Annotated in this window: 29 protein-coding genes; 16 read left to right on the forward strand and 13 right to left on the reverse strand. The window is 51.8% G+C overall.

Annotation, left to right across the window (positions count from 1 at the left end; genetic code table 11):
- The 11 genes from ACERY3_RS16775 to ACERY3_RS16825 form a co-directional block, all read right to left on the reverse strand.
- The gene (locus ACERY3_RS16775) at positions 1-252 is read right to left on the reverse strand and encodes a hypothetical protein (RefSeq protein WP_373226051.1); all 252 of its coding nucleotides are present in this window, start codon (positions 250-252) and stop codon (positions 1-3) included.
- Positions 253-358: 106 nt separating this feature from the next.
- A complete protein-coding gene (locus ACERY3_RS16780; RefSeq protein ID WP_373226052.1) occupies positions 359-718 on the reverse strand; it encodes a type IV toxin-antitoxin system YeeU family antitoxin in 360 nt (119 codons plus the stop codon).
- A 22-nt stretch (positions 719-740) separates the two neighbouring features.
- Positions 741-962, reverse strand: a complete 222-nt coding sequence (locus tag ACERY3_RS16785; RefSeq protein WP_373226053.1) for a DUF987 domain-containing protein — start codon at positions 960-962, stop codon at positions 741-743.
- Between the two features lie 14 nt (positions 963-976).
- Positions 977-1,456, reverse strand: a complete 480-nt coding sequence (radC, locus tag ACERY3_RS16790) for a DNA repair protein RadC (protein WP_373226055.1) — start codon at positions 1,454-1,456, stop codon at positions 977-979.
- A gap of 11 nt (positions 1,457-1,467) precedes the next feature.
- Complete coding sequence (locus tag ACERY3_RS16795) at positions 1,468-1,947, reverse strand: antirestriction protein (RefSeq protein ID WP_373226057.1); 480 nt, start codon at positions 1,945-1,947, stop codon at positions 1,468-1,470.
- A 79-nt stretch (positions 1,948-2,026) separates the two neighbouring features.
- A complete protein-coding gene (locus ACERY3_RS16800; RefSeq protein ID WP_373226059.1) occupies positions 2,027-2,848 on the reverse strand; it encodes a DUF932 domain-containing protein in 822 nt (273 codons plus the stop codon).
- A gap of 90 nt (positions 2,849-2,938) precedes the next feature.
- Positions 2,939-3,481, reverse strand: a complete 543-nt coding sequence (locus ACERY3_RS16805; protein ID WP_373226061.1) for a DUF4234 domain-containing protein — start codon at positions 3,479-3,481, stop codon at positions 2,939-2,941.
- A gap of 58 nt (positions 3,482-3,539) precedes the next feature.
- Entirely contained in the window at positions 3,540-4,004 is a 465-nt protein-coding gene (locus ACERY3_RS16810; protein WP_373226063.1) for a hypothetical protein, read from the reverse strand.
- A 64-nt stretch (positions 4,005-4,068) separates the two neighbouring features.
- Positions 4,069-4,473 (reverse strand): hypothetical protein, encoded by a 405-nt coding sequence (locus ACERY3_RS16815; RefSeq protein WP_373226065.1) that lies wholly within the window; start codon positions 4,471-4,473, stop codon positions 4,069-4,071.
- A gap of 198 nt (positions 4,474-4,671) precedes the next feature.
- Entirely contained in the window at positions 4,672-5,559 is an 888-nt protein-coding gene (locus ACERY3_RS16820; RefSeq protein ID WP_373226068.1) for a GTPase family protein, read from the reverse strand.
- A 116-nt stretch (positions 5,560-5,675) separates the two neighbouring features.
- Positions 5,676-6,569, reverse strand: coding sequence for a hypothetical protein (locus ACERY3_RS16825; RefSeq protein WP_373226070.1), 894 nt, complete (start codon positions 6,567-6,569; stop codon positions 5,676-5,678).
- A gap of 297 nt (positions 6,570-6,866) precedes the next feature.
- On the opposite strand from ACERY3_RS16825, the gene ACERY3_RS16830 reads away from it, so the two are divergent.
- From ACERY3_RS16830 to ACERY3_RS16855, 6 genes are all read left to right on the forward strand, one after another.
- The gene (locus tag ACERY3_RS16830; protein ID WP_373226072.1) at positions 6,867-7,298 is read left to right on the forward strand and encodes a PAS domain-containing protein; all 432 of its coding nucleotides are present in this window, start codon (positions 6,867-6,869) and stop codon (positions 7,296-7,298) included.
- A gap of 99 nt (positions 7,299-7,397) precedes the next feature.
- Positions 7,398-7,886: a diguanylate cyclase domain-containing protein gene (locus ACERY3_RS16835; protein WP_373226074.1), complete on the forward strand. Its 489-nt coding sequence runs from the start codon at positions 7,398-7,400 to the stop codon at positions 7,884-7,886.
- Positions 7,887-8,743: 857 nt separating this feature from the next.
- Positions 8,744-9,331 carry a hypothetical protein gene (locus tag ACERY3_RS16840; RefSeq protein WP_373226077.1) on the forward strand — a complete coding sequence of 196 codons (588 nt, stop codon included), beginning with the start codon at positions 8,744-8,746 and terminating at the stop codon, positions 9,329-9,331.
- A gap of 87 nt (positions 9,332-9,418) precedes the next feature.
- Entirely contained in the window at positions 9,419-9,625 is a 207-nt protein-coding gene (locus ACERY3_RS16845; RefSeq protein ID WP_262771971.1) for an AlpA family transcriptional regulator, read from the forward strand.
- 272 nt (positions 9,626-9,897) lie between these two features.
- Positions 9,898-10,299 (forward strand): putative zinc ribbon protein, encoded by a 402-nt coding sequence (locus tag ACERY3_RS16850; protein ID WP_373226080.1) that lies wholly within the window; start codon positions 9,898-9,900, stop codon positions 10,297-10,299.
- Positions 10,300-10,375: 76 nt separating this feature from the next.
- A complete protein-coding gene (locus ACERY3_RS16855; RefSeq protein WP_262771969.1) occupies positions 10,376-10,771 on the forward strand; it encodes a zinc-ribbon domain-containing protein in 396 nt (131 codons plus the stop codon).
- A 29-nt stretch (positions 10,772-10,800) separates the two neighbouring features.
- Here ACERY3_RS16855 and ACERY3_RS16860 read toward each other — a convergent pair whose 3' ends face one another.
- The gene (locus ACERY3_RS16860; protein WP_262771968.1) at positions 10,801-11,274 is read right to left on the reverse strand and encodes a hypothetical protein; all 474 of its coding nucleotides are present in this window, start codon (positions 11,272-11,274) and stop codon (positions 10,801-10,803) included.
- Positions 11,275-11,443: 169 nt separating this feature from the next.
- Here ACERY3_RS16860 and ACERY3_RS16865 point away from each other — a divergent pair, with 169 nt between their 5' ends.
- From ACERY3_RS16865 to ACERY3_RS16875, 3 genes are all read left to right on the forward strand, one after another.
- Positions 11,444-12,004, forward strand: coding sequence for a DUF3296 domain-containing protein (locus ACERY3_RS16865; RefSeq protein ID WP_373226083.1), 561 nt, complete (start codon positions 11,444-11,446; stop codon positions 12,002-12,004).
- A gap of 177 nt (positions 12,005-12,181) precedes the next feature.
- Positions 12,182-12,967, forward strand: a complete 786-nt coding sequence (locus ACERY3_RS16870; protein ID WP_262771966.1) for a 3-hydroxybutyrate dehydrogenase — start codon at positions 12,182-12,184, stop codon at positions 12,965-12,967.
- Complete coding sequence (locus ACERY3_RS16875; RefSeq protein ID WP_373226085.1) at positions 12,967-14,055, forward strand: alpha/beta hydrolase; 1,089 nt, start codon at positions 12,967-12,969, stop codon at positions 14,053-14,055. Before ACERY3_RS16870 ends, ACERY3_RS16875 begins: the two co-directional genes overlap by 1 nt.
- A 97-nt stretch (positions 14,056-14,152) precedes the next feature.
- Here ACERY3_RS16875 and ACERY3_RS16880 read toward each other — a convergent pair whose 3' ends face one another.
- On the reverse strand, positions 14,153-14,887 hold the full coding sequence (locus ACERY3_RS16880) for an SDR family oxidoreductase (protein ID WP_262771963.1): 735 nt from the start codon (positions 14,885-14,887) through the stop codon (positions 14,153-14,155).
- 109 nt (positions 14,888-14,996) lie between these two features.
- Between ACERY3_RS16880 and ACERY3_RS16885 the strand changes: the two genes are divergently transcribed.
- From ACERY3_RS16885 to ACERY3_RS16915, 7 genes are all read left to right on the forward strand, one after another.
- On the forward strand, positions 14,997-15,824 hold the full coding sequence (locus ACERY3_RS16885) for a LysR family transcriptional regulator (protein WP_373226088.1): 828 nt from the start codon (positions 14,997-14,999) through the stop codon (positions 15,822-15,824).
- A gap of 889 nt (positions 15,825-16,713) precedes the next feature.
- Positions 16,714-16,953 carry an ANR family transcriptional regulator gene (locus ACERY3_RS16890; protein ID WP_262771961.1) on the forward strand — a complete coding sequence of 80 codons (240 nt, stop codon included), beginning with the start codon at positions 16,714-16,716 and terminating at the stop codon, positions 16,951-16,953.
- Between the two features lie 22 nt (positions 16,954-16,975).
- A complete protein-coding gene (locus tag ACERY3_RS16895; RefSeq protein ID WP_373226090.1) occupies positions 16,976-17,242 on the forward strand; it encodes a hypothetical protein in 267 nt (88 codons plus the stop codon).
- Positions 17,235-17,429 carry a hypothetical protein gene (locus ACERY3_RS16900; protein ID WP_262771958.1) on the forward strand — a complete coding sequence of 65 codons (195 nt, stop codon included), beginning with the start codon at positions 17,235-17,237 and terminating at the stop codon, positions 17,427-17,429. Before ACERY3_RS16895 ends, ACERY3_RS16900 begins: the two co-directional genes overlap by 8 nt.
- A gap of 559 nt (positions 17,430-17,988) precedes the next feature.
- The gene (locus ACERY3_RS16905; protein WP_262771957.1) at positions 17,989-18,327 is read left to right on the forward strand and encodes a DUF1283 family protein; all 339 of its coding nucleotides are present in this window, start codon (positions 17,989-17,991) and stop codon (positions 18,325-18,327) included.
- 74 nt (positions 18,328-18,401) lie between these two features.
- Positions 18,402-18,716, forward strand: a complete 315-nt coding sequence (locus ACERY3_RS16910) for a BON domain-containing protein (protein WP_262771956.1) — start codon at positions 18,402-18,404, stop codon at positions 18,714-18,716.
- A gap of 821 nt (positions 18,717-19,537) precedes the next feature.
- Complete coding sequence (locus ACERY3_RS16915) at positions 19,538-20,449, forward strand: hypothetical protein (RefSeq protein ID WP_373226093.1); 912 nt, start codon at positions 19,538-19,540, stop codon at positions 20,447-20,449.
- Positions 20,450-20,518: the final 69 nt, after the last annotated feature.

Raw genomic sequence — 20,518 nt, forward strand, 5'->3', positions numbered from 1 at the left:
TTACTCAGTTAATATAGAAACGCCAGTGGTTACAGCAACGGGCACTGGCGCAGCGGGTCGCCTGTACCAGGCGACGGTGTGATGGCGGGGCGTGAGCAATGACGAGCTGAACAGCAGTGATTTGCCCTGGTTATCAGTACGTTCCAGATTGTTGTCTCCCATCACCTCGTTCAGAGCGTCGAGCAAGGGATCACCGGCATCAATGCATTCCTGAATGGCATCGTCATCGCCAAACGGCAACGGGTGACACATGTGTTAACCGCTCAATCTCAGCGGCTCGTTTTGTGGATACAGGATAAATTTTCATCGTGGGAACTCTTTGTTGATGGGTAAAAACGAGGGTAAGCAGGAAGAAGGTTTACGCGGTTGTTGCTGGCGTTGGATAAATCGCGAGATAGATGTACCCGTGCGAGCCGAGGGAGTCGGCCTCGCAGGTCAGCCCTTTTGCGTAGAGCGTGACGCAGTGCTGATGGCGGGGATTGAGTTCACCGGAAACCAGCATTAACTCGAGCTGTTTGAGAAGTACCGGAAACGCCTGGTCCAGATGACCTAAATCCGCCTCACTGAAAGCTCCGGTGATACTGGCGCGGTCGTTCAGGTAATGCAGCCGGTTGCCTTCCTGCACCAGACGAGCGCCAAAATACGGGGTGATATCGCGTTTAAGCCCCCACCAGGGCTCCGTGATATCGTGGTTTACAGGCGGTATTTTATTCGACAATTTCACTCTCCTTAAATCTGAGTTAATTGAGTGTGACGCTGCGCAACACGACATACGGGCCGTTACGGTCCTGCCGGCGTTCTGCAAAGACCGCGAGTACACCGCGGATATCCTGCACCTCCCGTCCGGCATAGTGGCAGACACTGCCGGACCACTGATACCGCCCGGTGCAGAAGCGAAACAACCGGGACTGCGGATGCTGACGGTAAATCGTCATTGCCTGGCGCTTGCTGATAATCTTCATCGATATTTTCCTTCTTAAAGCCAGCCTCGCTCTGCAAACGAGATGGTCTCCATCCCGCCCACCACCAGATGGTCCAGCAGGCGGATGTCGACCAGCTCCAGCGCCTGCTTCAGACGGGCAGTGATTTGTCTGTCAGCATGGCTGGGCTCTGCCTCTCCGGACGGATGGTTGTGTGAAAGTATTGCGGCGGCGGCATTGTGCTTCAGGCCGGCCTTTACGACCTCGCGTGGATGCACGGTGATACTGTTGATGGTGCCCATAAACAGGGTGTCGTGGTCTATCAGGCGATGCTGGTTGTCGAGCCACAAAACGGAGAGCGCTTCTCTCTCCAGAGGCGCGAGATGCAGGCGCAGCCAGTCGCGGACGGCATTGCTGGACGTAAATGACGCGCCGGGTTCACGTAGCTGGCATTCCAGCAGGGTCAGTGCTGTCCGGATGGTCTGCTGGTCGGCTGGGGCTAATTCACGTGCAAACAACGGTAACTGGTGTTCCATAGCGGCTGACCTCAGTCAATGATGTGCATGATGGCGTTACATTCCGCGTGGTTGAGCGCGTAATCACGCAGGCGGTAATAGTGCTCCGTCATAGCATCGCATTCGGTGCGCATGGCGTGGTGGCTGTACGCGATCAGACAGATTGCGATCCCGGCAGCTTCGGCACTGAGTTCACCGCCATTGCCGTTCATACTGTTGAACAGCGACCACGGCTCACTGTACTCGGCCTCCGGAGCCATAAAGGCACCGCCGTTGCTCAGTGTGTAAAACTGCCAGATACCGCCGTGGTAGTCTGCGCAGAAGCGGTCCATCCAGGCGAAAACCGTCGGCTCAAGGATTATCCACTGCGGTATGCTGCCGAAATGCTGCGGCCAGAAGCGCACACGCTGCTCGTCGGATACGTGCGTGGCGGTCAGTGCTGGCGCAGAACTGGCATCAGCAGATTGTGTCTGTAACGGGAGAGCGTCGTTAAGGTTAATAATGTCAGTCATTTGAGTTTTTCCTTGTATATGAATGCGTTGAAGGGTGATAAAGGGTTGACGATGAATTGAGACTGCGTGATGCGGATGGTTAGTTGCCGAGTAAATCCATCATGTTCTCGGCCATAACCCAGAGTGCTCTGTTTAGCTTAACGTCGCCGTCAATGCCGTTAACGGCGCGGGTGTGGTTGCGTTTGCCCTTCGCGGTACGCCCGGGCAGACCGCCTTTCAGCAGGTTTTCCTGAAGCCTCTGGTAGGTCGTCCACAGGTCATCCTTGCGATCTTCATACCGTCGGGGCGTCAGTATCTGCGATACCGTGACCGGCTGATGCTCTTCACCAAAACGGTAGGTCAGCGCCGCTTCAGCCAGAGCGTGTTGTGCTGGTGGGGGTAACAGCAGCGATTCCATCGCATCGCGCTTCTCTTCCACCCGGTCCAGGACGCCGAGAACTTCATACGCACCTTCAATCACTTTCCCGACAATATCGCCGCGATGCGGCACTCTGATTTCGCCAAACGACTGTCCGCAGATGAGCGAATTTGTACATACCTGGCGGAATATTCCTGGCAATAGCTGAAAACTGGACTCGCCACCGTGCGAATTGAGGATGATGATTTCAGGCACCTGCTGACCGTTTATCTGACCGGCGCGACGCAGGCGGAGCATATGCTTTGTGTGCTCCCGACGGTCCGGATCCCGAACGCGTGACTGGCAGGCAAAGAAGGGCTGGAACCCTTCACGCTGCAGGTTCTCCAGTAGGGTGATGGTGGGAATAAACGTGTACTTTTCGCTCCGGGAAGCATGTTTATCTTCCCCGAATACGCTGGGGACATGCTGCATGAGCTCTTCACGGGTTAAGGGACGGTCGCGGCGTATCTGGTTTATATGCCCGAAGCGGCTTGCTAAACGCATGGTGAGTTCCTCTGATACCTGGCACAAAAACAAACGCCCCGCTCGATGAGCAGGGCGTCCGGAGTCTCTGGTTAAAACGCTGTGATGAGCTTACTGCGGGGGTTGTGCTGTCGTTGTAGTCGTGACGGGAGCCTGTGGCGCTGCAGGCGCGGCGGTTGCGCCATGAATAATCTGGTGCTTCGCCAGCGCCTGCTGCATGTCGTTGATACAGTAAGTGATGTAGAAGACGTTGAAAATCACGGTGTAAAAGGCGTTCATCTTCAGGTCGAAGCGGAAGGTGTTCAGCGCATAGTGGCGCAGTGCGGCTCTGGCCTTAAAGGCCCATACCACATACATCACCGCGCAGGCGAGCGACAGAATACCGCTTAACGCCAGTAACGTATCGCTGGTCGGGTCATAGCCGTAAACGTCAGATGACACCATGCGGGCTAACTGGCGACCGGTGCCAGAGCAGACGGCGAGCCAGATAATAAACAGATGACCGCTGACCGGGTAGCCGGTGGTGTCGCTGATGATATCCTGCTTTTTATACAGCCAGAGCAACGGCCAGACGCCGCAGGTGACGAGGGTCAGTAAAACAAAATGCAGGGTACGGGTGTTCAGCCGCTGGCTGAGGGTGGTGATATCCGTCATCGGGAGATTCCTTGTTTATACGGTGTACGGGAGAAAATGAGAGTGTGTGGTTGAGCCATTACGGAATGTCAAATTTCGCCACGCAGCCGTTATCGCCGAACGCAGGTATCACTCCGGCAGCGCCGTTCAGCGTGAACACCGCCGGTTTGACGCCGCTGCCGGAGATGACCACGCGTTTACCGGTACGCAGTTTGTTCCACGTCCACATGAGGTTGTTTTCCCCCACGTGAGAGTCGCTCTCGCTGATGTCGGCCTCTTCGGCATTATCGATTTTCATCGTCAGGGTCTGACTGCTGTCCATACTGACCTGATGACCGTTCGCGTCGGTGAAGATGATGGTGGCGGCCTGTGAGCCGGAGCTGTCGCAGGCGAGATACAGCTGCGACTGCCCCTTGCCTAAGATGGTGTATTCCGCCGTACCCTGCGCGAAGCCGCTGGTCCAGGTATCGTGGCTACCGAACGCCAGCGCCTGACCAGAGAAACAGAGTACGAGGGTAAGAGGGACTATCGGTTTGAATGACATCAGGTTTTTCCTTTAATAAACAATGAGAAATTTGGAGTGATTAGAAGGCGATGCTAAAAACGGTTTATTCGGTCACCGTGAAGGTGCCATGGTCGGTGAATACTCTGGCTTCAAGGAAGCTGCAGACCACGCCCGCCGGTGGCTGAAGGTAGGTATGACCGAAATGCCAGGTCAGACCGTCAGCAAAGTGCATCGTGGTGGGTGCGAAGGTCGCGCCCTGCGCCACCCATCCCTCAAGCCTTTTCCCCTGGTACGTGATAGTTCCCTTTGTCAGCAGCGGGCATTTACCCCGGTTGACGTCAATGTTCTTAACCACGACGGTGTCAGTTTTAGCCGTCACGGTGACATTGATGCCCTGTATGTTCTTCTGAATATCGACCTTAATGATGTCATTTTCATCCGCACCGGCAGCCGGGGGCAGGGCTGCCAGCAGCATAATTGCTGCAGTAGCGGTATAATATTTATTCATGGATGTTCCTTAAGACGTGGTAATTTCTGCGATTCATCGCATTGATTTTTAATGAAGTATTAACGTAACGACACGGCTCCCCGTGGATTATGTAACTGAGGGATTAATCATGTACAACGATGAATATCGATCTGTTCGATCGACGAATTCGATCGTGATGAAGCAAAAATGCTTATCGACAGTGATGAAGATGTTTATCTAGCCGAAGAAAAATCCCCACAGGGAGCGTGCCGCACGAGCGACGGTGTGGGTCACCGCATGCAGCGCCGAACGGGCCACCTGTGGCAGAGGGGCCAGATCAATAACCTTATCGATAACGTCTACCACGGCATCGCCAAAGCTGCTGCTGGCGGTATTGATAACGGTATCAGTGCAATACCGGTTCTGCAGATGAGGAACCAGCGGACTGCGGGCCTGCTTTGGGAGCCGGGTAATCATGGCCTCCACCAGACGTGACAGCCGGTAACGCCCCCGGACAGAGACCGGCAGAATATCTGTTTCTGCTATCTGCAACTGCCGGGCCACTGCCTGCTGTTTCTGCGCAATACGCTCAGCCTGTAACGCCGAGGGCTGGGCTGACAGCCAGTTCCAGCCCTCAGCGGGTTCGGTTTTGTCCACCTGGTTGAGTACCCACGCCACCGGCGGTTGTGGTCCGCTGAACTGCGCGAAGACGTCATGATAGAACTGCTCTTCCACTGCATAAGCACGGTCATCGGCCTTGAGCACCCACAGCACCATATCGAGCTGTGGCATGAGCTCCCGGTACAGTTCACGGTATTCACCGTCGCGGGTAACGCTCTCACCCACGCCGGGCAAATCGACCAGCGTCAGATAATGGCTACCGAAGCGCAGCCGGACACGCTGTGGCTGACGGGTGCAGGCTTCCACCGCGTTCACGGCGCAGACTTCACTACGGAACAGTGCATTGCATAGCGAGGATTTGCCGACACCGGTTTTCCCCATTATGCCAATCACCGGTTCATAGGTGACCAGACGGTTAAGTTCCTGCAACAGGTGCTGGCGCAGTGCGTACGGATAACGCCGGAGATGATGACGGATAAGGGCATAGCCTGAGGGATGTTTCATATCGGCCTCTGAATGGAAAAAGGCCATCCGGCGGGGATGGCCTGACTAAAGTAAACGGGAGGGAATTCAGTAAGGTGATATATATCTGAGATTTTATTGAAAAGGAGCCTGCAGGATTATTTTTTTAATGTCTCATAGGTTCTTTCAATCCAGTGTGCTACCAGACTGTGAATGCTGACGCCACGGACATCCAGGATCCGGTCGAGCTTTTCTTTTACATCAGGCTCTATCTTCGCGGTAATGATTTTCTTCGATTTATTTATTTGGCTGTAATTCATTCGGTAAGCACGGGTTTTTAGCGAATTAAGAATGTGCTTTTTCTCATCAGCAGCCCATAAATAATACATGCACGGAAGGGCCAGAATTCGGCTTTCTGGCGTTCTGCCACTAAAGCCAAAATCAGGGAAGCCATCTTCAATGGCACAGTCCCATAAAGTATCGATATACTGCTCGGGTAATTCTTTTTTTGACAGCAGAAAAGAAAACTCTTTTCGTAACGACGTTTTTACCTTGTGCCATACGTTCTGGATTTCCATTATTGCTGTTATTTTATTTCTTACTGAAATGTCAGAAACATCAAACATATTTTTAATCGACAGGCATCGCTCCTCTGCAGATTCAGGTTCGCTGAGTCTGAGTTTATGGAAAGGTGTCCACTTTCCCTCTCTGCATTCGTCGTAATCAATCCCGGCATCAATTTCAGGTAAGCGACCGCTCAGGAAGTAAAACCAGACAAACATACCACCGAGGGGATCCCTTTCAATCCAGGTGAAGTGTTTGTCGTCAATTGCTTCAGAAAACCATCTCCGGCGGTCGATCACAAAATCACCGATACCCAGAATACTGCTGATGGCGTCTCTGCTGACATGGTCACAGGCCATTTGCGCCAGATTCTGGTTCAGCTCTTTCAGAGAGCGTCCGGTAAAAACAAAATCACCTTCACAGTCATGCAGATGAAAAAGAACCTCTCTGAGACTGTCGGCTTTGTGAGGCATCGGGGACTTAGGCATAGATATTGACGTTCTTTTTTATGAAAACATCCGGATAACGTATCATCTTTTTCCTGGTTATTACACTGTTTTTAGTGTGTATTTAAAAGATTTAAATTTAATAATTTGCAATAAAAACAATCAATTAGGTTTATGTGGTTTTTTCATTCATGAACACATGTCGTATCCATGAAGTCGGCTGGTACGTTGACTGAATCTGCGACATTATCTGGCGTGAGTCATGCTGCGGGGAGGCGTAAAACCCAACTGTCAGCTTTTGTGTATACTGGATCCAGGGTATTAAGGGAGAAACTGGCGATGGGCGCACGAACCGCTAACGATTTGTACGAAGAGATGAAAAGCATGACGGTTGAGGAAAGAATACGTTTCTTTTCCCTGTCCCTGGCTGAGGTGCATCGTGAGCTGCAGGAAAGCATTACGCAGATTGAGACCATGCAGGAGGCCCTGCAGGAAAGTGAGCAAAACCATCGCCAGCTGGTCGAAACAGCGCAGGATGCGGTGATCACCATTGACCTGAGCGGGGTCGTTATTCACTGGAATCATGCGGCGGAGAGGATGTCTGGCTGGCGTGCCGACGAAGCCATTGGCAGCAACCTGAGTGAAATGATTATTCCACAAGTGTTCCGCGAACAGCATAAGCGCGGGCTGATGCGTTTCCAGGCCTCCCAGCCGTCTGATATTCTGAACCGGACGATTGAAATCACCGCCCTGCACCGTGAGAAAGGGTAATTACCGATTGAGCTGTCAATCTGGCCGTACCAGCAGTCCGGTAAGCAGCGGTGCTCTGCCTTCATCCGCGATATTACCAACAGAAAGCAGCGTGAATATATGGCGTGGCTGCACGCGAATTTTGATTCACTGACGGGATCACTCAATCGCCGGTTACGGATGAATCGCCCTGAGCGGGCGATCACGCAGGCAATCAGCAGTGGGAAAGAGGTGGCTCTTTTATTTATCGATCTGGAGTGCTTTAAACCCGCGAATGATATTTACGGGCATGCGGTGGGAGATGAACTTCCCCATCTTGTCGGATTTCGTCTGAAAAGTTGCCTGCGGGGAGAGTATACGCTTGCCCGTCTTGGTGGGAATGAATTTGTCGAGCTGCTGCCGGGATTAAAGAAAGAGGAAATTATTCTCAGACCAATAATAGATAATATGGCGGCGGCACTTTCACAGTCGTTTCTGATTGATGAGCATGTTATCAGTATTTCCGGGAATGTTGGTATTTCCATATTTCCTCTGGATGCAGATTCGTTTCTGAATTGCGCAGATAAAATAATGTATATGGCGAAAAAGACGTCACGTACCGGTGACTGAATATTTTTCTTTAACCGTTGCTTTATCCTGAAGTTATTCTACAGGTGAGTTAAATGGTGAGTGATGGGTGGCCTGTCGGTTCCGGAAATAACAGATTATCCGTAAAACGGAAAAATATTTCCGCTGGCTGTAAACGCACCAGGTATTTCTGGTGGGAAGAACAATTATCATCACCGCATCGTTGACCATAATATGCCTATTTCTGCAGTAACAGTACCGGCTCACTGTCTTTCAATGTATTTAGCGGAAATACCTGAGCGCTTGCACCCGATACCCCTACTGGTCTGGTAACCATTGTGGATGTTGTTACCCAATTCAGACCGGTTTTTCTCATGTCTGAGATTGAGGTTATCCAGCTGGCATTGATAAATTCTACCCGGATTGCATCAAAGTTTAACGGAGCTGAAATCATTCAATTAAGGAATTAAATGATATTTTATAGAGAAGTACCAATATTCTCGATTACCGTGAAGTTGCATGGTGAGTTGGCTTACCAGTCGCGTTGATCCGGGCTTAGCGATGAGTCGCTCATGCATCCTGAGGTTTATCGAGTATAACGGGTAAAAAGTGTTCTGCTAACGTCACCATCTGCACCGTGATAGCAAGACGCACTGTCGTAGCCCTTATCCTGCTCTCATTGAACGTCACACTTCCACCTGTTCAGTTCATCAGGTTAAGCGATCATCTCTACATCTCGATCAGCGTAATTCCCCAGGCATAATCACCTGCCCCTCCCCGGACCGATACCCAGGGCAGATGTCCGGTAACGTTCTGTACTCACCGATATCGATCACCATTTCAAAACTAACGTCCATGCCTATTCCCATGACAATCACTCACATGGGGAATCATCAGACATGAGCTACCACGACATCACCGACATCAATCTCAGCTACGTTCAGCATCCTACCCTGCAACGCAAACTACGCCATCACCAGGACCAGTTATTCGAACGCTATTCCAAACTACTGATGCTACGGGTGGACTTCTCGTATCTACAGGGCAGTGATTCGCATGGGGAAGGCGATATTCACTCGACAGTGGCGGATATCACCTTACTGATTCAACGCAGTGGGGATATCAACGGGCTGGTGGGTTACGCATGGGTGCTGGAGTATACAGAGCGCCATGGCTTTCACATTCACGCCGTGTTTTACCTCAATGGTCAGAAGCACCGCCGGGCATGGACAGTCTTTGAAGCACTCAGGGACACCTGGAAGAGCGTGACCTGGGGAGAAGGACATACATACCGTTGTGAGCCTAAGGAGCACTACCGCGTGCGGGGAGAATGGGTGACGGCCTACGACGATGCCAGGGGCCGCAGGGGCATGCAATACATCCTGAGCTACCTCAGCAAGCAGGCTCAGAAGACTCCGGGGGTTATCTGTCAGTTGAGTAATATTCCTGCGCCACGGACAACAGGCAGACGACGGAAACCCAGTTAAAAATTACGCCGTTGCCACATCGTTTGAAGAAGTCCGCCCCATTCGAATCCCTGACTTCTTCTCCCTTACCACCAACGGAGAAAAACGATGACCACACCTGGCAGCCTTCTGAGCGACAAATTCGTCGATATGGCCTTCATTACGCAACTCACCGGCTTGACTGACAAATGGTTCTACAAACTGATTTCATTGGGTGAATTCCCAAAGCCCATTAAGCTTGGACGTAGCTCCCGCTGGCTTGAAAGCGAAGTGGAAGCCTGGTTGCAGCAACGTATAGCGGTCTCACGGGGCTGACCACGATGCGACCCTGGAATATCCCTCCCCACTGGACATGCGCGAAATGCCAGCGCCGGTACTGTGGTGCGACGCCCTGTCCGTTCTGCTACCGGATGACCTCAACACAGTGACGCCGGGACTCTGGCCCTCCCGGCTATTCGCCTGACCGCTGCCCGCATCTCATACCCGTATCCCCGACTTAACACCACTTAGCTGCCAGACACCGCCGACAGTGCTGCCCTCGACGGGACGGCTTATGCCTGCGTGGCGTCTGGAAAAGGACTATTACTATGACAATTTACGCCAAATCTTTTATCGCGCTTGACGGTAATCAGCGTCTTATGGGCGCTACTACCGCACAGCTTTATCCTTACGACCATTACGCCTGCCACCTCTGCGGCAGCGCTCTGGTATTCCACCCGGAATGGGCCACCAACCGCCCATGGTTTGAACACACATGGGAAGACTTGACGGAGAACGGACGTCACCACTGCCCGTATGTACGCCCTGAGCCGAAGGAAGCGAAGCGGGTGCGCATGCTGCGTCGCTATGTGCCGGATGTCTTACCGATAGTGCGGAAAGCCGACTGGCACTGTTCTGGCTGTGCGAGCGATTACCACGGTGAGCGCTACTGCCTGAGTTGCCGTACCGGTGACCACAGCACCGAAGTCATTAGCAGTGAGGTGGAATGATGATGGACAGCTTTCATACCTGCAACATACGAGGCGTCGCTCCAGTACATCAGCACACCTTTACAGGAGAGCGGGCATGATACAGTTCAGACCCATTGAACACGCCATTACCGAAGATGGCGAATGGGTGACCGTGCAGGAAGTCCCTTACCACTACCGCGGGCGGTTACTGTGTGACTCCTGCCATACCGAGGTGATGATTCAGGAGGTTGCTTCGGGGGAAGAGATATTTGTCCATGCCCGCCGCAGCCGGAGAGAAAGGCTTAACAATCAGGGCTGCCGGTACGCGATAAGTCTGCCACGGCGGACTGCGCCGGTAAGACCTGCTGGCAGACAGGAGAGGAATTCGGTTTTTCGGGGGCCGCTGAACACCCGGACCCGAAACTGGCGTTGTACTCGCTGCGAATATACTTACTTCGGCGGCAAGAAATGCCCGCGCTGTAACGACTGGGTTTATACCGTGACGCGATAGCCCCAGGGCCTGTATCAGGACAGCATCACTTACAGATACCGTTCTGGCGCATCGTTCTGGTCGTTAAGTGAGCCGGCAGCACCACAGGTGGTTGCAGATGGAATGTATAACGCGCTTTTGCTGCTGACCGTTTTTGGGGTTATTCCCTGAGCGGCTTTTTTGAGCGCCGTATTGAACGCAATCAAGGTAACGGGTCTGTCTGTGGCTTTTACGCGCAGTGAATGGCTCTGGAACAGAAAGACATCGCCCGGGTATCGGCTTCGACGCTGGCCGATGATAATGCGTGCGGTGGGGGGAAGGGCGATGCGTTTCTTTGCAAAGGTGCCAGACTCCGGTAAGACCAGCACATCTCCCTGCCAGTCCTGATAGCGGCAGCGCAGAAGCTGCGTAATGTTAACCTGCGTCAGATTGAGCAAAAACCAGAGATCGGCCCATGTATCGGAAATACGCTCCAGATGCTTACGTATCCCGTTGAACTCCACCGGCGTCAACCGTTCCCCCATGACATATCCTCCCACAACTGCCTGAATAATCATCAGTATCAGCACGGGAGAGAGAAAGTTGCTGAACAGAGCCCCGCAATAAGCAATAACCTTGTTCCAGTCATCTGTACTGCCATAAACAAATCACCCCGTTAAGCCCAGGCTGGCTCAGTGTCGAGATAATATGCTTATGAACCATTATTCACTCGTGACAGCGGCCAGTAACGCGACAGATGCTGCGAATACGCGTATTTTCCTGCAACAGGCGGTTGACCATTACCCACGGCTGGTGGCGTTCAGCTTTACGCTGGTGTTGCAGTACCGCGAAACCATGACCGAATATCGATCGTTGATTTTGCGATTTCATACCGAAGTCTGGCAGCGCATTGGCGAATATTCCTGGAAGCGCCAGCAGGAACGCCGACATTCACCGCCAACGCTGTTACGCTGGTTGTGGGAGGCGGTCAGTGCGCCGGAATGTAAAATGGTGCTGCTGATGAATCTCGATACGCTTGGGGTTGAGCGAAACACGCATTTTATCGAAAGCGTTCAACAGACGATGAGCGAGATACTCAATGATACATGGCAAACGGTCACTGGCGTCGATCACGATGCCATCACCAGCATCACGCCGATTATCGTCAACCGCGCTGGTTACGGAACCTTCACGACGCCATTTAACCAGCTTACCGCGCAGGTACAGATGATGCTGGCACCTGTAGTGACAGCAAGGACTGGCGTAACAGGTTAATGTTGTTAAGTGTACGCATTAGTCACTGTATGCGATATCTGCCGATTTTTACCCCATATTTAATGCCTGTAGTGCATCAGAACTATGCCCATTTTTCATTTTCCTCATGTCCGTTGCCGTTTATACATTCGCTCATGACACCACCGTGGTGATGCAAGGCGATTAACGGGGAAAAGCATGAAAAGTTTATCGGGTAAAACAGCACTGATTACCGGGGCTGGAAGTGGCCTTGGCAGAGAGGTTGCGTTATTGATGGCTTCCGAAGGGGCATCGGTCGGTATTGCTGACCTCAGTCTGGCCTCAGCCGAAGAGGTGGTCCGGGAAATACAACTGGCTGGTGGTGAAGCGCTTGCTGTTGGCATGGATGTTTCGGATGAGCAGCAGACTCTGGACGGAACCGACGCGCTGGTGAATCGTTATGGCAGTCTTGATATTCTGGTCTCTAATGCAGGGATCCAGATTGTCAGCCCCCTGGACGAGTATACGTTTTCGGACTGGCGGAAGATGATGGCTGTTCATCTTGACGGGGCATTTCTGACCACCCGGGCAGCACTGAAACATATGTACAAAAACCCGCAGGGGGGGACGGTCATTTATATTGGCTCTGTGCATTCCCATGAAGCCTCCCGGCTGAAGGCGGCTTATGTGACCGCCAAACATGGGCTGATGGGGCTGGCTAAGGTGGTCGCGAAGGAGGGAGCAGTTCATCACGTTCGTTCGCATGTAGTTTGCCCTGGCTTTGTTGATACGCCGCTGGTTAAAAAGCAGATCCCTGAGCAGGCCCTTGAGCTGGGTATCAGTGAAGAGGATGTTGTCAAAAATATTATGCTGGCGGAAACCGTTGACGGGCAGTTTACATCTGCGGCGGATATTGCAGAAACAGTACGTTTTCTGGTGACATTTCCTTCCATGGCGCTCACCGGACAGTCAATTACGGTCAGCCACGGATGGGGAATGCGTTGATGAGCAAAACAATGCAACGCAGTATGCTCTCAGCCCTGGTGCTGGTGGCTTCCTGTTGTCATGGAGCCTGGGCAGTATCTGCTCAGGTAACCCGCGATACCCTCGGCACAATGGAGAAACAGTATCAACAGATGTGGGAAAAAGAAAATGGCCCGCTGACGTTGTCGCCTCCGGCCCCCCTGGCGACGTTGTTATCTTCGTTACCCAAAAACAGCAATAACCCCGAATATAATACGCTCGACAGCCGTGATGCGCTGAATGCACTGACCCAAAAGTACGTGACGGATAAACAATCCATAGCCCGAATTATCAATGTGGATGTCGCGGTGCCGGGACGAAAAATTCCGGTGCGGATCTACAACCCGCATCCGGATATAGCAACCGGGGTGATTTTCTTCATTCATGGTGGGGGGCATCTGAGTGGTTCGGTGGATGTTTACGACCCGATAGCCCGTCATCTGGCGGCTGCAACCGGTAATACCGTCGTGGCAGTGGACTATCGGCGGGCGCCGGAGTCCCCGTATCCGGAGGGACTTCACGATGCGCGTGATGTACTGATGCAGGTCTACACTGTACTGGACCAGAACCATGTGCCCTGGAAACCGCAACTGACCCTGGCCGGAGACAGCGGAGGCGGAGCATTCAGCGCCACGCTTGCCGGAGATTTACAGACTGAACACCCGGGCTTTATCTCCCGCCTGGTGCTGATTTATCCCAGCCTGGACTACACGCTGTCCTGGCCTTCCTCTGATGAAAATGGGCAGGGTAAATTGCTTGATAAAAGCAAAGTGGCCTGGTACTTCAGTCAGTATTTTCAGCATGGTGAAGACAGAGCGTCGCATTCACCGTTGTACAGGTCAGTCACGCGGGCGTTTCCGCCCACACTGATTTTTAGTGGCGGTCTGGATCCATTACGTGATGAGGATTTTGCTTTTGTTGCCCGGCTGAAAAGTGCCGGAGTGCCGGTAAAACATATCCATTTCCCGGGGATGGTACATGCGTTTCTGATGCTTGAAAATCTGGTGCCAGAGCAAACAGCACAGGTTTATCAGGCTACTGCTGATTTCATTGCCACACCAGCCCATTAGGTCTGAGGGGCAGTTTTCGCAACAGCCCCTGTGATTTCGTTAATGAATTACCTGTTCGTGGCGTGATTTGTTTTCATTGGGACAGAAACGCAGTCCATTAAGCCTGCTGTCTGGTCGCTGCCAGCACAATTTCGCGGATACAGACGTTTTGAGGCTGCAGGTAAGCAAAGCGAATGGTATTTGCCACATCCTCAGCAGAAAGCACAATGCCACCCATATCCTCTTTCCAGGCCTGATAACCAGACTTGATTTCTTCGTCAGTGGTATGACTCAACAATGCCGTTTCCACGGCCCCCGGCGCGATGGTGATAACCCTGACGCCGTGTGGGGCCAGTTCTTCACGCAGGTTCTCGGAAATACCGTGCACAGCAAATTTCGTCCCTACATAAGCGACATGGTTCGGAAACGTTTTACGTCCTGCCACCGAGCTGATATTGATAATGGTGCCACGTTTGCGGTCCACCATGCCTGCCGCCACGGCATGCACACCGTTCAGCACGCCTTTGACGTTGATATCGAGCATGCGCTCCCATTCTTCAGGATGTTGCGTGGTCATATTGCCGAGCAGCATCACCCCGGCATTATTAATCAGTGCGTCCACCGGACCGAAACGCGCCTCAGCCACCCTTACCGCCTGAATAAATGCTGTTCTGTCAGTAACGTCCACCGGTTTACAGAGCGTATTTGGCAGGTCGAGCGCTTTCATTGGCTCACTACGACGGGCGACCAGCAGGAGGGGATGCCCTTCCGCCGACAGCATTTTGGCAGTAGCAAGGCCAATACCGGAGCTGGCGCCGGTGATAACAATCAGGGGTTTCTTTTCATACTGCATGCTGAACTCCACATAATTAAAAATGATAGCTAAAATGACGGATGGACTGTAATTCATGCACTTCAGGCTTTAAAATGGTTTTTTCTTCTCGAAGGCATCACTAAATATTATGGATTATCGCCAGCTTCATGCTTTCATCGCTGTTTTCGAGGAGCGAAACATTACTGGCGCAGCCCGTCGGCTTTGCCTCACTCAGCCCGCCTTGTCAGCCACCATTAAAATGCTTGAAGAGGATCTCGGGACACCGTTATTTCTGCGCCAGCCACGCGGTGTGGAGGTGACGGAGGACGCCAGGATCCTTTACCCTCATGCCCGGCGTATGGTGGCTGAGCTGGATACATTAGCCCGCAGCTTCAGGAGGGAGAGACACCGACAGCCTCTTAACATTGGTATCGAATATGACATTGCGGACAGTCAGTTAAACGCTTTTCTGCAGCACATTCGCGATCCGGAATTCTGTTTGCTGGTCACGCTGGAGGCAGGCTGCACGGGGGATATTCGTTTTGGCTGCGAGGAGTTGCGTTGCGAAGATGAACTGTTCTTACCATTGCATACCGAGCCGTTTCTCCTGGCTATCCCGGGTGACCACCCGCTGGCAGCGAAAGCGACGGTCACCGAAGCTGATCTTCATGGTCTGTGCTGGATCATGTGTCCTGAGCTGGCATCACACCAGCGTCTGCTGCCGGTTTACGGTGCTACGGCAAATTCACCAGCAGCAAATGCCGGGACGTATTCTCTGGCGCTCAGACTGGTCACGCAGGGACTGGGGGTTGCTATTGTGCCGGAGTCACTGGCACGTGAACATTCGCAGGTAGTGACCAGAGCCCTTCCTGGGTACCCGCTATCAAGACGAACGGGAGTCTGTTATGCGGTTCAGTCGCTGTCGTTTCCCGCCGTGGATCAACTCATCCAGCATTTGATGCGAACTCCATGTTGATCAGGACCGTGCAGGGGCGCAAACAGCATGGCGTCCTGCACCGTAATTCTCTTCATGTCCATGTTAATGCATGGACTTTTGGCTATCTGGCAGGTCAGATTTCAGGCGCTGACGGTATGCCAGGGCAGAGGGTTGGCGACAATGACCAGACATTCCCTGATACCTGCCAAAACCACGGTAATCCACCGAAGTTTTTGTTGTCCGTATGTGAGATGATATACCGTAAGGCAGTGGTCTTCGCTTCCGGATTCAGCGTTTATCTGTAGCGCTCCCCGAGAAGGGTTCTGACAAGAACCGCAGCATGGTCACGGGCTTGCTGGATTAGGTCATCCTTGTGGATAGAGCGCCTGCAGTTGGAGCACGTGGTGCCGGTGGTGTCGTCAACATCGCTGATTTTGGTCCCACTGTGTACGGTGAGATCGTGGTTGCAGCCTGGGCACTTAAACGGAATGTTACTCAAGGGCAATAACCTTTTTTATTGAGGGGCCTGGTTACCAGACCATAGCAACGACAGGGTCAATGTCGCAAGACTCATCTGACCCTGTCCCGAATCACCATCGATGCGTGGAAGTGGTCAAATTGCAGACGAAAAACACGACATGTTTGAACGAATGGTACTGAACTGCACCAATAGCGTTTCCTTATCCGTCTGGCATCTGCTTTCACCGAACACCTGAGCCGCCAGCATCTTCTCCGGTAGTCCTGGCGATGAGTCACCGCTTTCATGATCTTGACCTGCTTTCACGACACTCTACTCTGGCCGCCGGGAACAACCTGTAACGATCTTTTTTGCACGTCATTGTCACCCGGTGTGAGGATCCTCCGTGTTCATGTTCGCACTGATAACCGGTGCGAGCAGCATCAGGATCACCTGGACGAGAATATCATCATGACACAACACACCACTGAATGTCTGGCGGACGGCGGAAACCCTGACATGAAGAACGCCTCCGCCATGGCAGAGACCGCCGCAGGTCTGGAACGAAAAGGCAATTATGGCGAAGCTGCCCGATGGTGGAGGATGGCTGCAGATGTCACCCGCAATCCACACCAGCAGCACTGGCATGAATCCCGGGCCAGCCTGTGTGAGCGCTGGCACCAGGCTCCGCTGTCACAGCCTGAATGCTAAAGCCGCTGCCGGAGTTGCATGAATGCGATATTTTTCCCTGATACTCATCACCGTACTGCCCGTACTGCCCGTACTGCCCGTACTGCCCGTACTGCCCGTACTGCCCGTACTGCCCGTACTGCCCGTGCTGCTGACGCCGGTCGCCCGTGCGAGCGTCATGTCGATACTGCCATGCGAATCGTCAGATATTACAGTGCATGACGATGACCATGGCGGTCAGTACGATGGAATGTCGCAAAGCGGCACGACTCTGGTGTTATCAATGTTAAGGAATATGAGTAATGGATGAAGTGGATCAGGCCAGCCAGGCCGAACAGATGAGACTGGCACAGCTGCTTCACAGCAGAAGCCGGGCGTCGCTGCCGCTGACCGGGCTGTGCCACAATTGCTGTGCCCCCCTGAAGGACGTGCATTTTTGTGATGCAGACTGTCGGGATGATTATGAAAAACGACTACAGCCCCATTTGCATCGCTAAAACAGCTACTGTTGGCGATGGACCGGGACGGCGGGCCTGCTGGCGTATCAACAACAAAGTCATTCGTTAAAGCAAAGCGCCAGAGTAAACACCATGTGGCTAAATCCCGTAAGCAGCAAGGTCGTCCCGGGTGGCTCCCGTGCATGAGGTATACTGCTGGTTACCGGGGCCGATAATTTCCAGTGAGCACCCCGCGCACTGACGATGCCTGCCATTGACATTTCGGGATACCGTTTCGACACTTTTCTGTGTCTGTTTTCCATGCTGGTTTTTAGACCGGGTACAGCGTATAACGGGTGGTTTGCGCTGTATCTGCTTCAATGGTGGTACTTTCATCCTCTTTTACACAGCGAAAGGGGGCACACCTGAAAGTATCGCCACCACTTGCGCCGTAGCCGGTCTCCTGTTCTGAATATCAATGCGGCAGCAGGGGGGGGAGCGTAGGCTCAGGTCGTGTCGGTCATACTGTCCTGCCCCCTTTATCCTGAGTTTGTCTGGCTGGCATATCTGACCTGGGGCGTATACTGCTGTATTGGCTGTCGGTAATGATTAAGAGGTGATGAACATGAGACTAGGTAAAGGTATTTATCTGCCCGCCATGCTGTCCGGTGTGGTGATGTTTATGGCATCAGCACAGGCAGAAACCAGCAGGCTGATGATTGAATCGGGTGATAATGCGCTCAGTTGCCAGCAGGCGGCTATGGAAAAAGAGCAGTGGAATGATACCCGTGCGTTACGCCAGAAAGTGAACAAACGAGCCGAAAAAGAGTGGGATAAAACCGATGCGGCGTTCGATGATCGTGACCGTTGCGATAAAAGTGCGAACGTGAATGCGTACTGGGAGCCTGATACGCGCCGTTGCCTGGACCGCAGTACCGGTCACGTTATCACCCCCTAGCCGGAGCTACATGCAGGCGCTGCTTCACAGCCGGTGATTGAACCGTTGTTTCTATTATATAAGGAGAGAACCCAGTGGGGCGTATTAAATCCGTTAACACACTTTGCCTGTCTGTGATTTTTTCGGTACTGCTTGCCGGTTGCGCGCCAGGTGCGAAAAAGGAAGGTACCGGAGGTTATTTTGACGACACGGTGATCACCACAAAAGTCAAAGCGGCACTGCTGGCAGAAAAATCACTTAAATCAACGGAGATTAACGTGAAGACCTTTAAAGGCCGGGTGCAGCTCAGTGGGTTTGTCTCGTCACCTGAGGCGGTGAAGAAGGCCGTAACCGTTACGCAAAAAGTCAGCGGTGTACAGGCCGTTGAGAATGACATGCGAATCAGATAAACGCGATTTGTGTTAAGTGTAAAGCGAGCAGGAACGAATGTTTCGGCTCCCGGATGCTCCCCTCCAGGTTATCCCCTGAATGTTAAATTTGTGATCTCATCGGTTGATGACCTCCCCGTCCCGTGATGAGTCTCCACAGAGCCTTTTATGCTGACGGGTATACAGGGTTTGTTCTTTGACAACCGGTACCCTCCCGCTAAAAAGCGATACCACACTCAGGCGAGTGCGTTCACTCGCTGTCGTTTCCACTCTGCGGTGTTTCTGAATCACCACCGCGCATCACACAACAACCGCAAAACAACATGGCGCAGTATAAGGCCACTGACCAAAGGCTCATTGAGAGGCACTCCACATTGCAAAGCCCATTCAGGCCCCACACTAGCGCGTGGGCTTTTTGCTTTACAGGACATGAATGGGTGGATGAAGGACGTAAATAACTAACGTGATTATTATTGCTGCTACGGAGAGTAATACAGTCATTCTTTCGAACATTATGATCCTCAGACCGTTTGTTAATTTACGATTGTGGCAACGGGTGATATTAAATACATGACCCATTCGAGGGCTGCGCATCTGCGCGTTTTTTTTATTTCTGCTAAGGAATCACATGAAAACCAAAAACAGACGTCTGTTGGTTAACGGGCTGCTGGTGGCCGCTATTGCATCGATGGCCGCCTGTGAAGAGTGATCGACAACCCGGAATCACTGGCAGAAATCATCGGAATATGCAGTGGAAAAAGGAGATAGTATTTGACAGCAAAGCCAACCAGTTACTATTCATGTCATGAATGACTTATACATAACGAAAGAGAGAAATCACAATGGATAAAGTATTCATTTGGGATCCAGAAAATGACCAAACATTCACTGCTCAATACGGTACGCAAAATGCGTCACTCAAAGATAATTATGAGTCTTTCTGGAAAATACCAGGCAAAAACTTTACGATGCATGAAGATACCGATGGGATGGCCTTGTCTCTGATCCCTCAAAACACAATGAAAATGTCTTTCCCATGGGTTAGGGAAAATGATGATGACCCATTGCCATGTGAAATTAATCTTAAAAATGGACATTTGGTACTGAATTATGACTATAGTGCCCTCGGGTCTGATGTTTTATTTGGCGTGAGTGCAGTATTGAATCTTTCATTATACAATAATGCAAGGCTTAGTATTAATAATTTTGCCAGTGCCATTTTTGGTAAGTACTGTGTAACTCAGTTAAAAGATGTCAGTTCTATTGATATCTCTTTTGTTAAAGACAATGCTCAGGCTCAGCTAGCTGACCCGGGCTCCATTTTTATCCTCGAGGGGCCTGTCAGTTTAGAAGATTCATCATCCATGAGACTGAATTGCTTCTCTATTTATTATGCAAAGACGATTTCCTGCGAAGGGAACTCCACGTTGAGCCTTGAGGCATTACAACATCAGGCGGAATTTGCGACGTTTAATATTTCCGATTCAGCGACGATTACGATCGTTAACAAGAACGAAAGCAGTGCAGCATTCGATTTTGAGAATAAATCCTACAGCCCCGGGCTCTTTAACTTCGTTAAAAAAATCGATTTTGATACTTATAACCCTAAGGTGACATTCTCCGCCACTATTTTTAACCAGATAATAATGAACAAACTGTTAAGTCTGGGGGTGATAAAAACCAACTATAATAAGAGAAAAATCACCTTCAGACACGAAGGCGGTAATCGGTATTCTATTGGCCCCGGTCTCTGACCCTCTCATTTCACATAAGTCATATATGTATCTGATAGACAGTTGCAAAATCCTGCTGGTCTGACCCAC

The sequence above is a fragment of the Enterobacter cloacae complex sp. ESBL7 genome, from assembly GCF_041679625.1.
In the GTDB taxonomy this organism is placed as follows: Bacteria; Pseudomonadota; Gammaproteobacteria; order Enterobacterales; family Enterobacteriaceae; genus Enterobacter; species Enterobacter asburiae_B.

Bases quoted from the DNA above. Each gene is read 5' to 3' on its own strand.
- ACERY3_RS16845 (WP_262771971.1), top strand. From the start codon at position 9,419: ATGACCACACCTGGCAGCCTTCTGAGCGACAAATTCGTCGATATGGCC.
- ACERY3_RS16870 (WP_262771966.1), top strand. From the start codon at position 12,182: ATGAAAAGTTTATCGGGTAAAACAGCACTGATTACCGGGGCTGGAAGT.
- ACERY3_RS16900 (WP_262771958.1), top strand. From the start codon at position 17,235: ATGGATGAAGTGGATCAGGCCAGCCAGGCCGAACAGATGAGACTGGCA.
- ACERY3_RS16830 (WP_373226072.1), top strand. From the start codon at position 6,867: ATGGGCGCACGAACCGCTAACGATTTGTACGAAGAGATGAAAAGCATG.
- ACERY3_RS16875 (WP_373226085.1), top strand. From the start codon at position 12,967: ATGAGCAAAACAATGCAACGCAGTATGCTCTCAGCCCTGGTGCTGGTG.
- ACERY3_RS16795 (WP_373226057.1), bottom strand. From the start codon at position 1,947: ATGACTGACATTATTAACCTTAACGACGCTCTCCCGTTACAGACACAA.
- ACERY3_RS16785 (WP_373226053.1), bottom strand. From the start codon at position 962: ATGAAGATTATCAGCAAGCGCCAGGCAATGACGATTTACCGTCAGCAT.
- radC (WP_373226055.1), bottom strand. From the start codon at position 1,456: ATGGAACACCAGTTACCGTTGTTTGCACGTGAATTAGCCCCAGCCGAC.
- ACERY3_RS16815 (WP_373226065.1), bottom strand. From the start codon at position 4,473: ATGAATAAATATTATACCGCTACTGCAGCAATTATGCTGCTGGCAGCC.
- ACERY3_RS16890 (WP_262771961.1), top strand. From the start codon at position 16,714: ATGACACAACACACCACTGAATGTCTGGCGGACGGCGGAAACCCTGAC.
- ACERY3_RS16775 (WP_373226051.1), bottom strand. From the start codon at position 252: ATGTGTCACCCGTTGCCGTTTGGCGATGACGATGCCATTCAGGAATGC.
- ACERY3_RS16805 (WP_373226061.1), bottom strand. From the start codon at position 3,481: ATGACGGATATCACCACCCTCAGCCAGCGGCTGAACACCCGTACCCTG.
- ACERY3_RS16835 (WP_373226074.1), top strand. From the start codon at position 7,398: ATGGCGTGGCTGCACGCGAATTTTGATTCACTGACGGGATCACTCAAT.
- ACERY3_RS16915 (WP_373226093.1), top strand. From the start codon at position 19,538: ATGGATAAAGTATTCATTTGGGATCCAGAAAATGACCAAACATTCACT.
- ACERY3_RS16850 (WP_373226080.1), top strand. From the start codon at position 9,898: ATGACAATTTACGCCAAATCTTTTATCGCGCTTGACGGTAATCAGCGT.
- ACERY3_RS16905 (WP_262771957.1), top strand. From the start codon at position 17,989: ATGAACATGAGACTAGGTAAAGGTATTTATCTGCCCGCCATGCTGTCC.
- ACERY3_RS16885 (WP_373226088.1), top strand. From the start codon at position 14,997: ATGGATTATCGCCAGCTTCATGCTTTCATCGCTGTTTTCGAGGAGCGA.
- ACERY3_RS16820 (WP_373226068.1), bottom strand. From the start codon at position 5,559: ATGAAACATCCCTCAGGCTATGCCCTTATCCGTCATCATCTCCGGCGT.
- ACERY3_RS16855 (WP_262771969.1), top strand. From the start codon at position 10,376: ATGATACAGTTCAGACCCATTGAACACGCCATTACCGAAGATGGCGAA.
- ACERY3_RS16810 (WP_373226063.1), bottom strand. From the start codon at position 4,004: ATGTCATTCAAACCGATAGTCCCTCTTACCCTCGTACTCTGTTTCTCT.
- ACERY3_RS16895 (WP_373226090.1), top strand. From the start codon at position 16,976: ATGCGATATTTTTCCCTGATACTCATCACCGTACTGCCCGTACTGCCC.
- ACERY3_RS16825 (WP_373226070.1), bottom strand. From the start codon at position 6,569: ATGCCTAAGTCCCCGATGCCTCACAAAGCCGACAGTCTCAGAGAGGTT.
- ACERY3_RS16880 (WP_262771963.1), bottom strand. From the start codon at position 14,887: ATGCAGTATGAAAAGAAACCCCTGATTGTTATCACCGGCGCCAGCTCC.
- ACERY3_RS16860 (WP_262771968.1), bottom strand. From the start codon at position 11,274: ATGGGGGAACGGTTGACGCCGGTGGAGTTCAACGGGATACGTAAGCAT.
- ACERY3_RS16840 (WP_373226077.1), top strand. From the start codon at position 8,744: ATGAGCTACCACGACATCACCGACATCAATCTCAGCTACGTTCAGCAT.
- ACERY3_RS16865 (WP_373226083.1), top strand. From the start codon at position 11,444: ATGAACCATTATTCACTCGTGACAGCGGCCAGTAACGCGACAGATGCT.
- ACERY3_RS16800 (WP_373226059.1), bottom strand. From the start codon at position 2,848: ATGCGTTTAGCAAGCCGCTTCGGGCATATAAACCAGATACGCCGCGAC.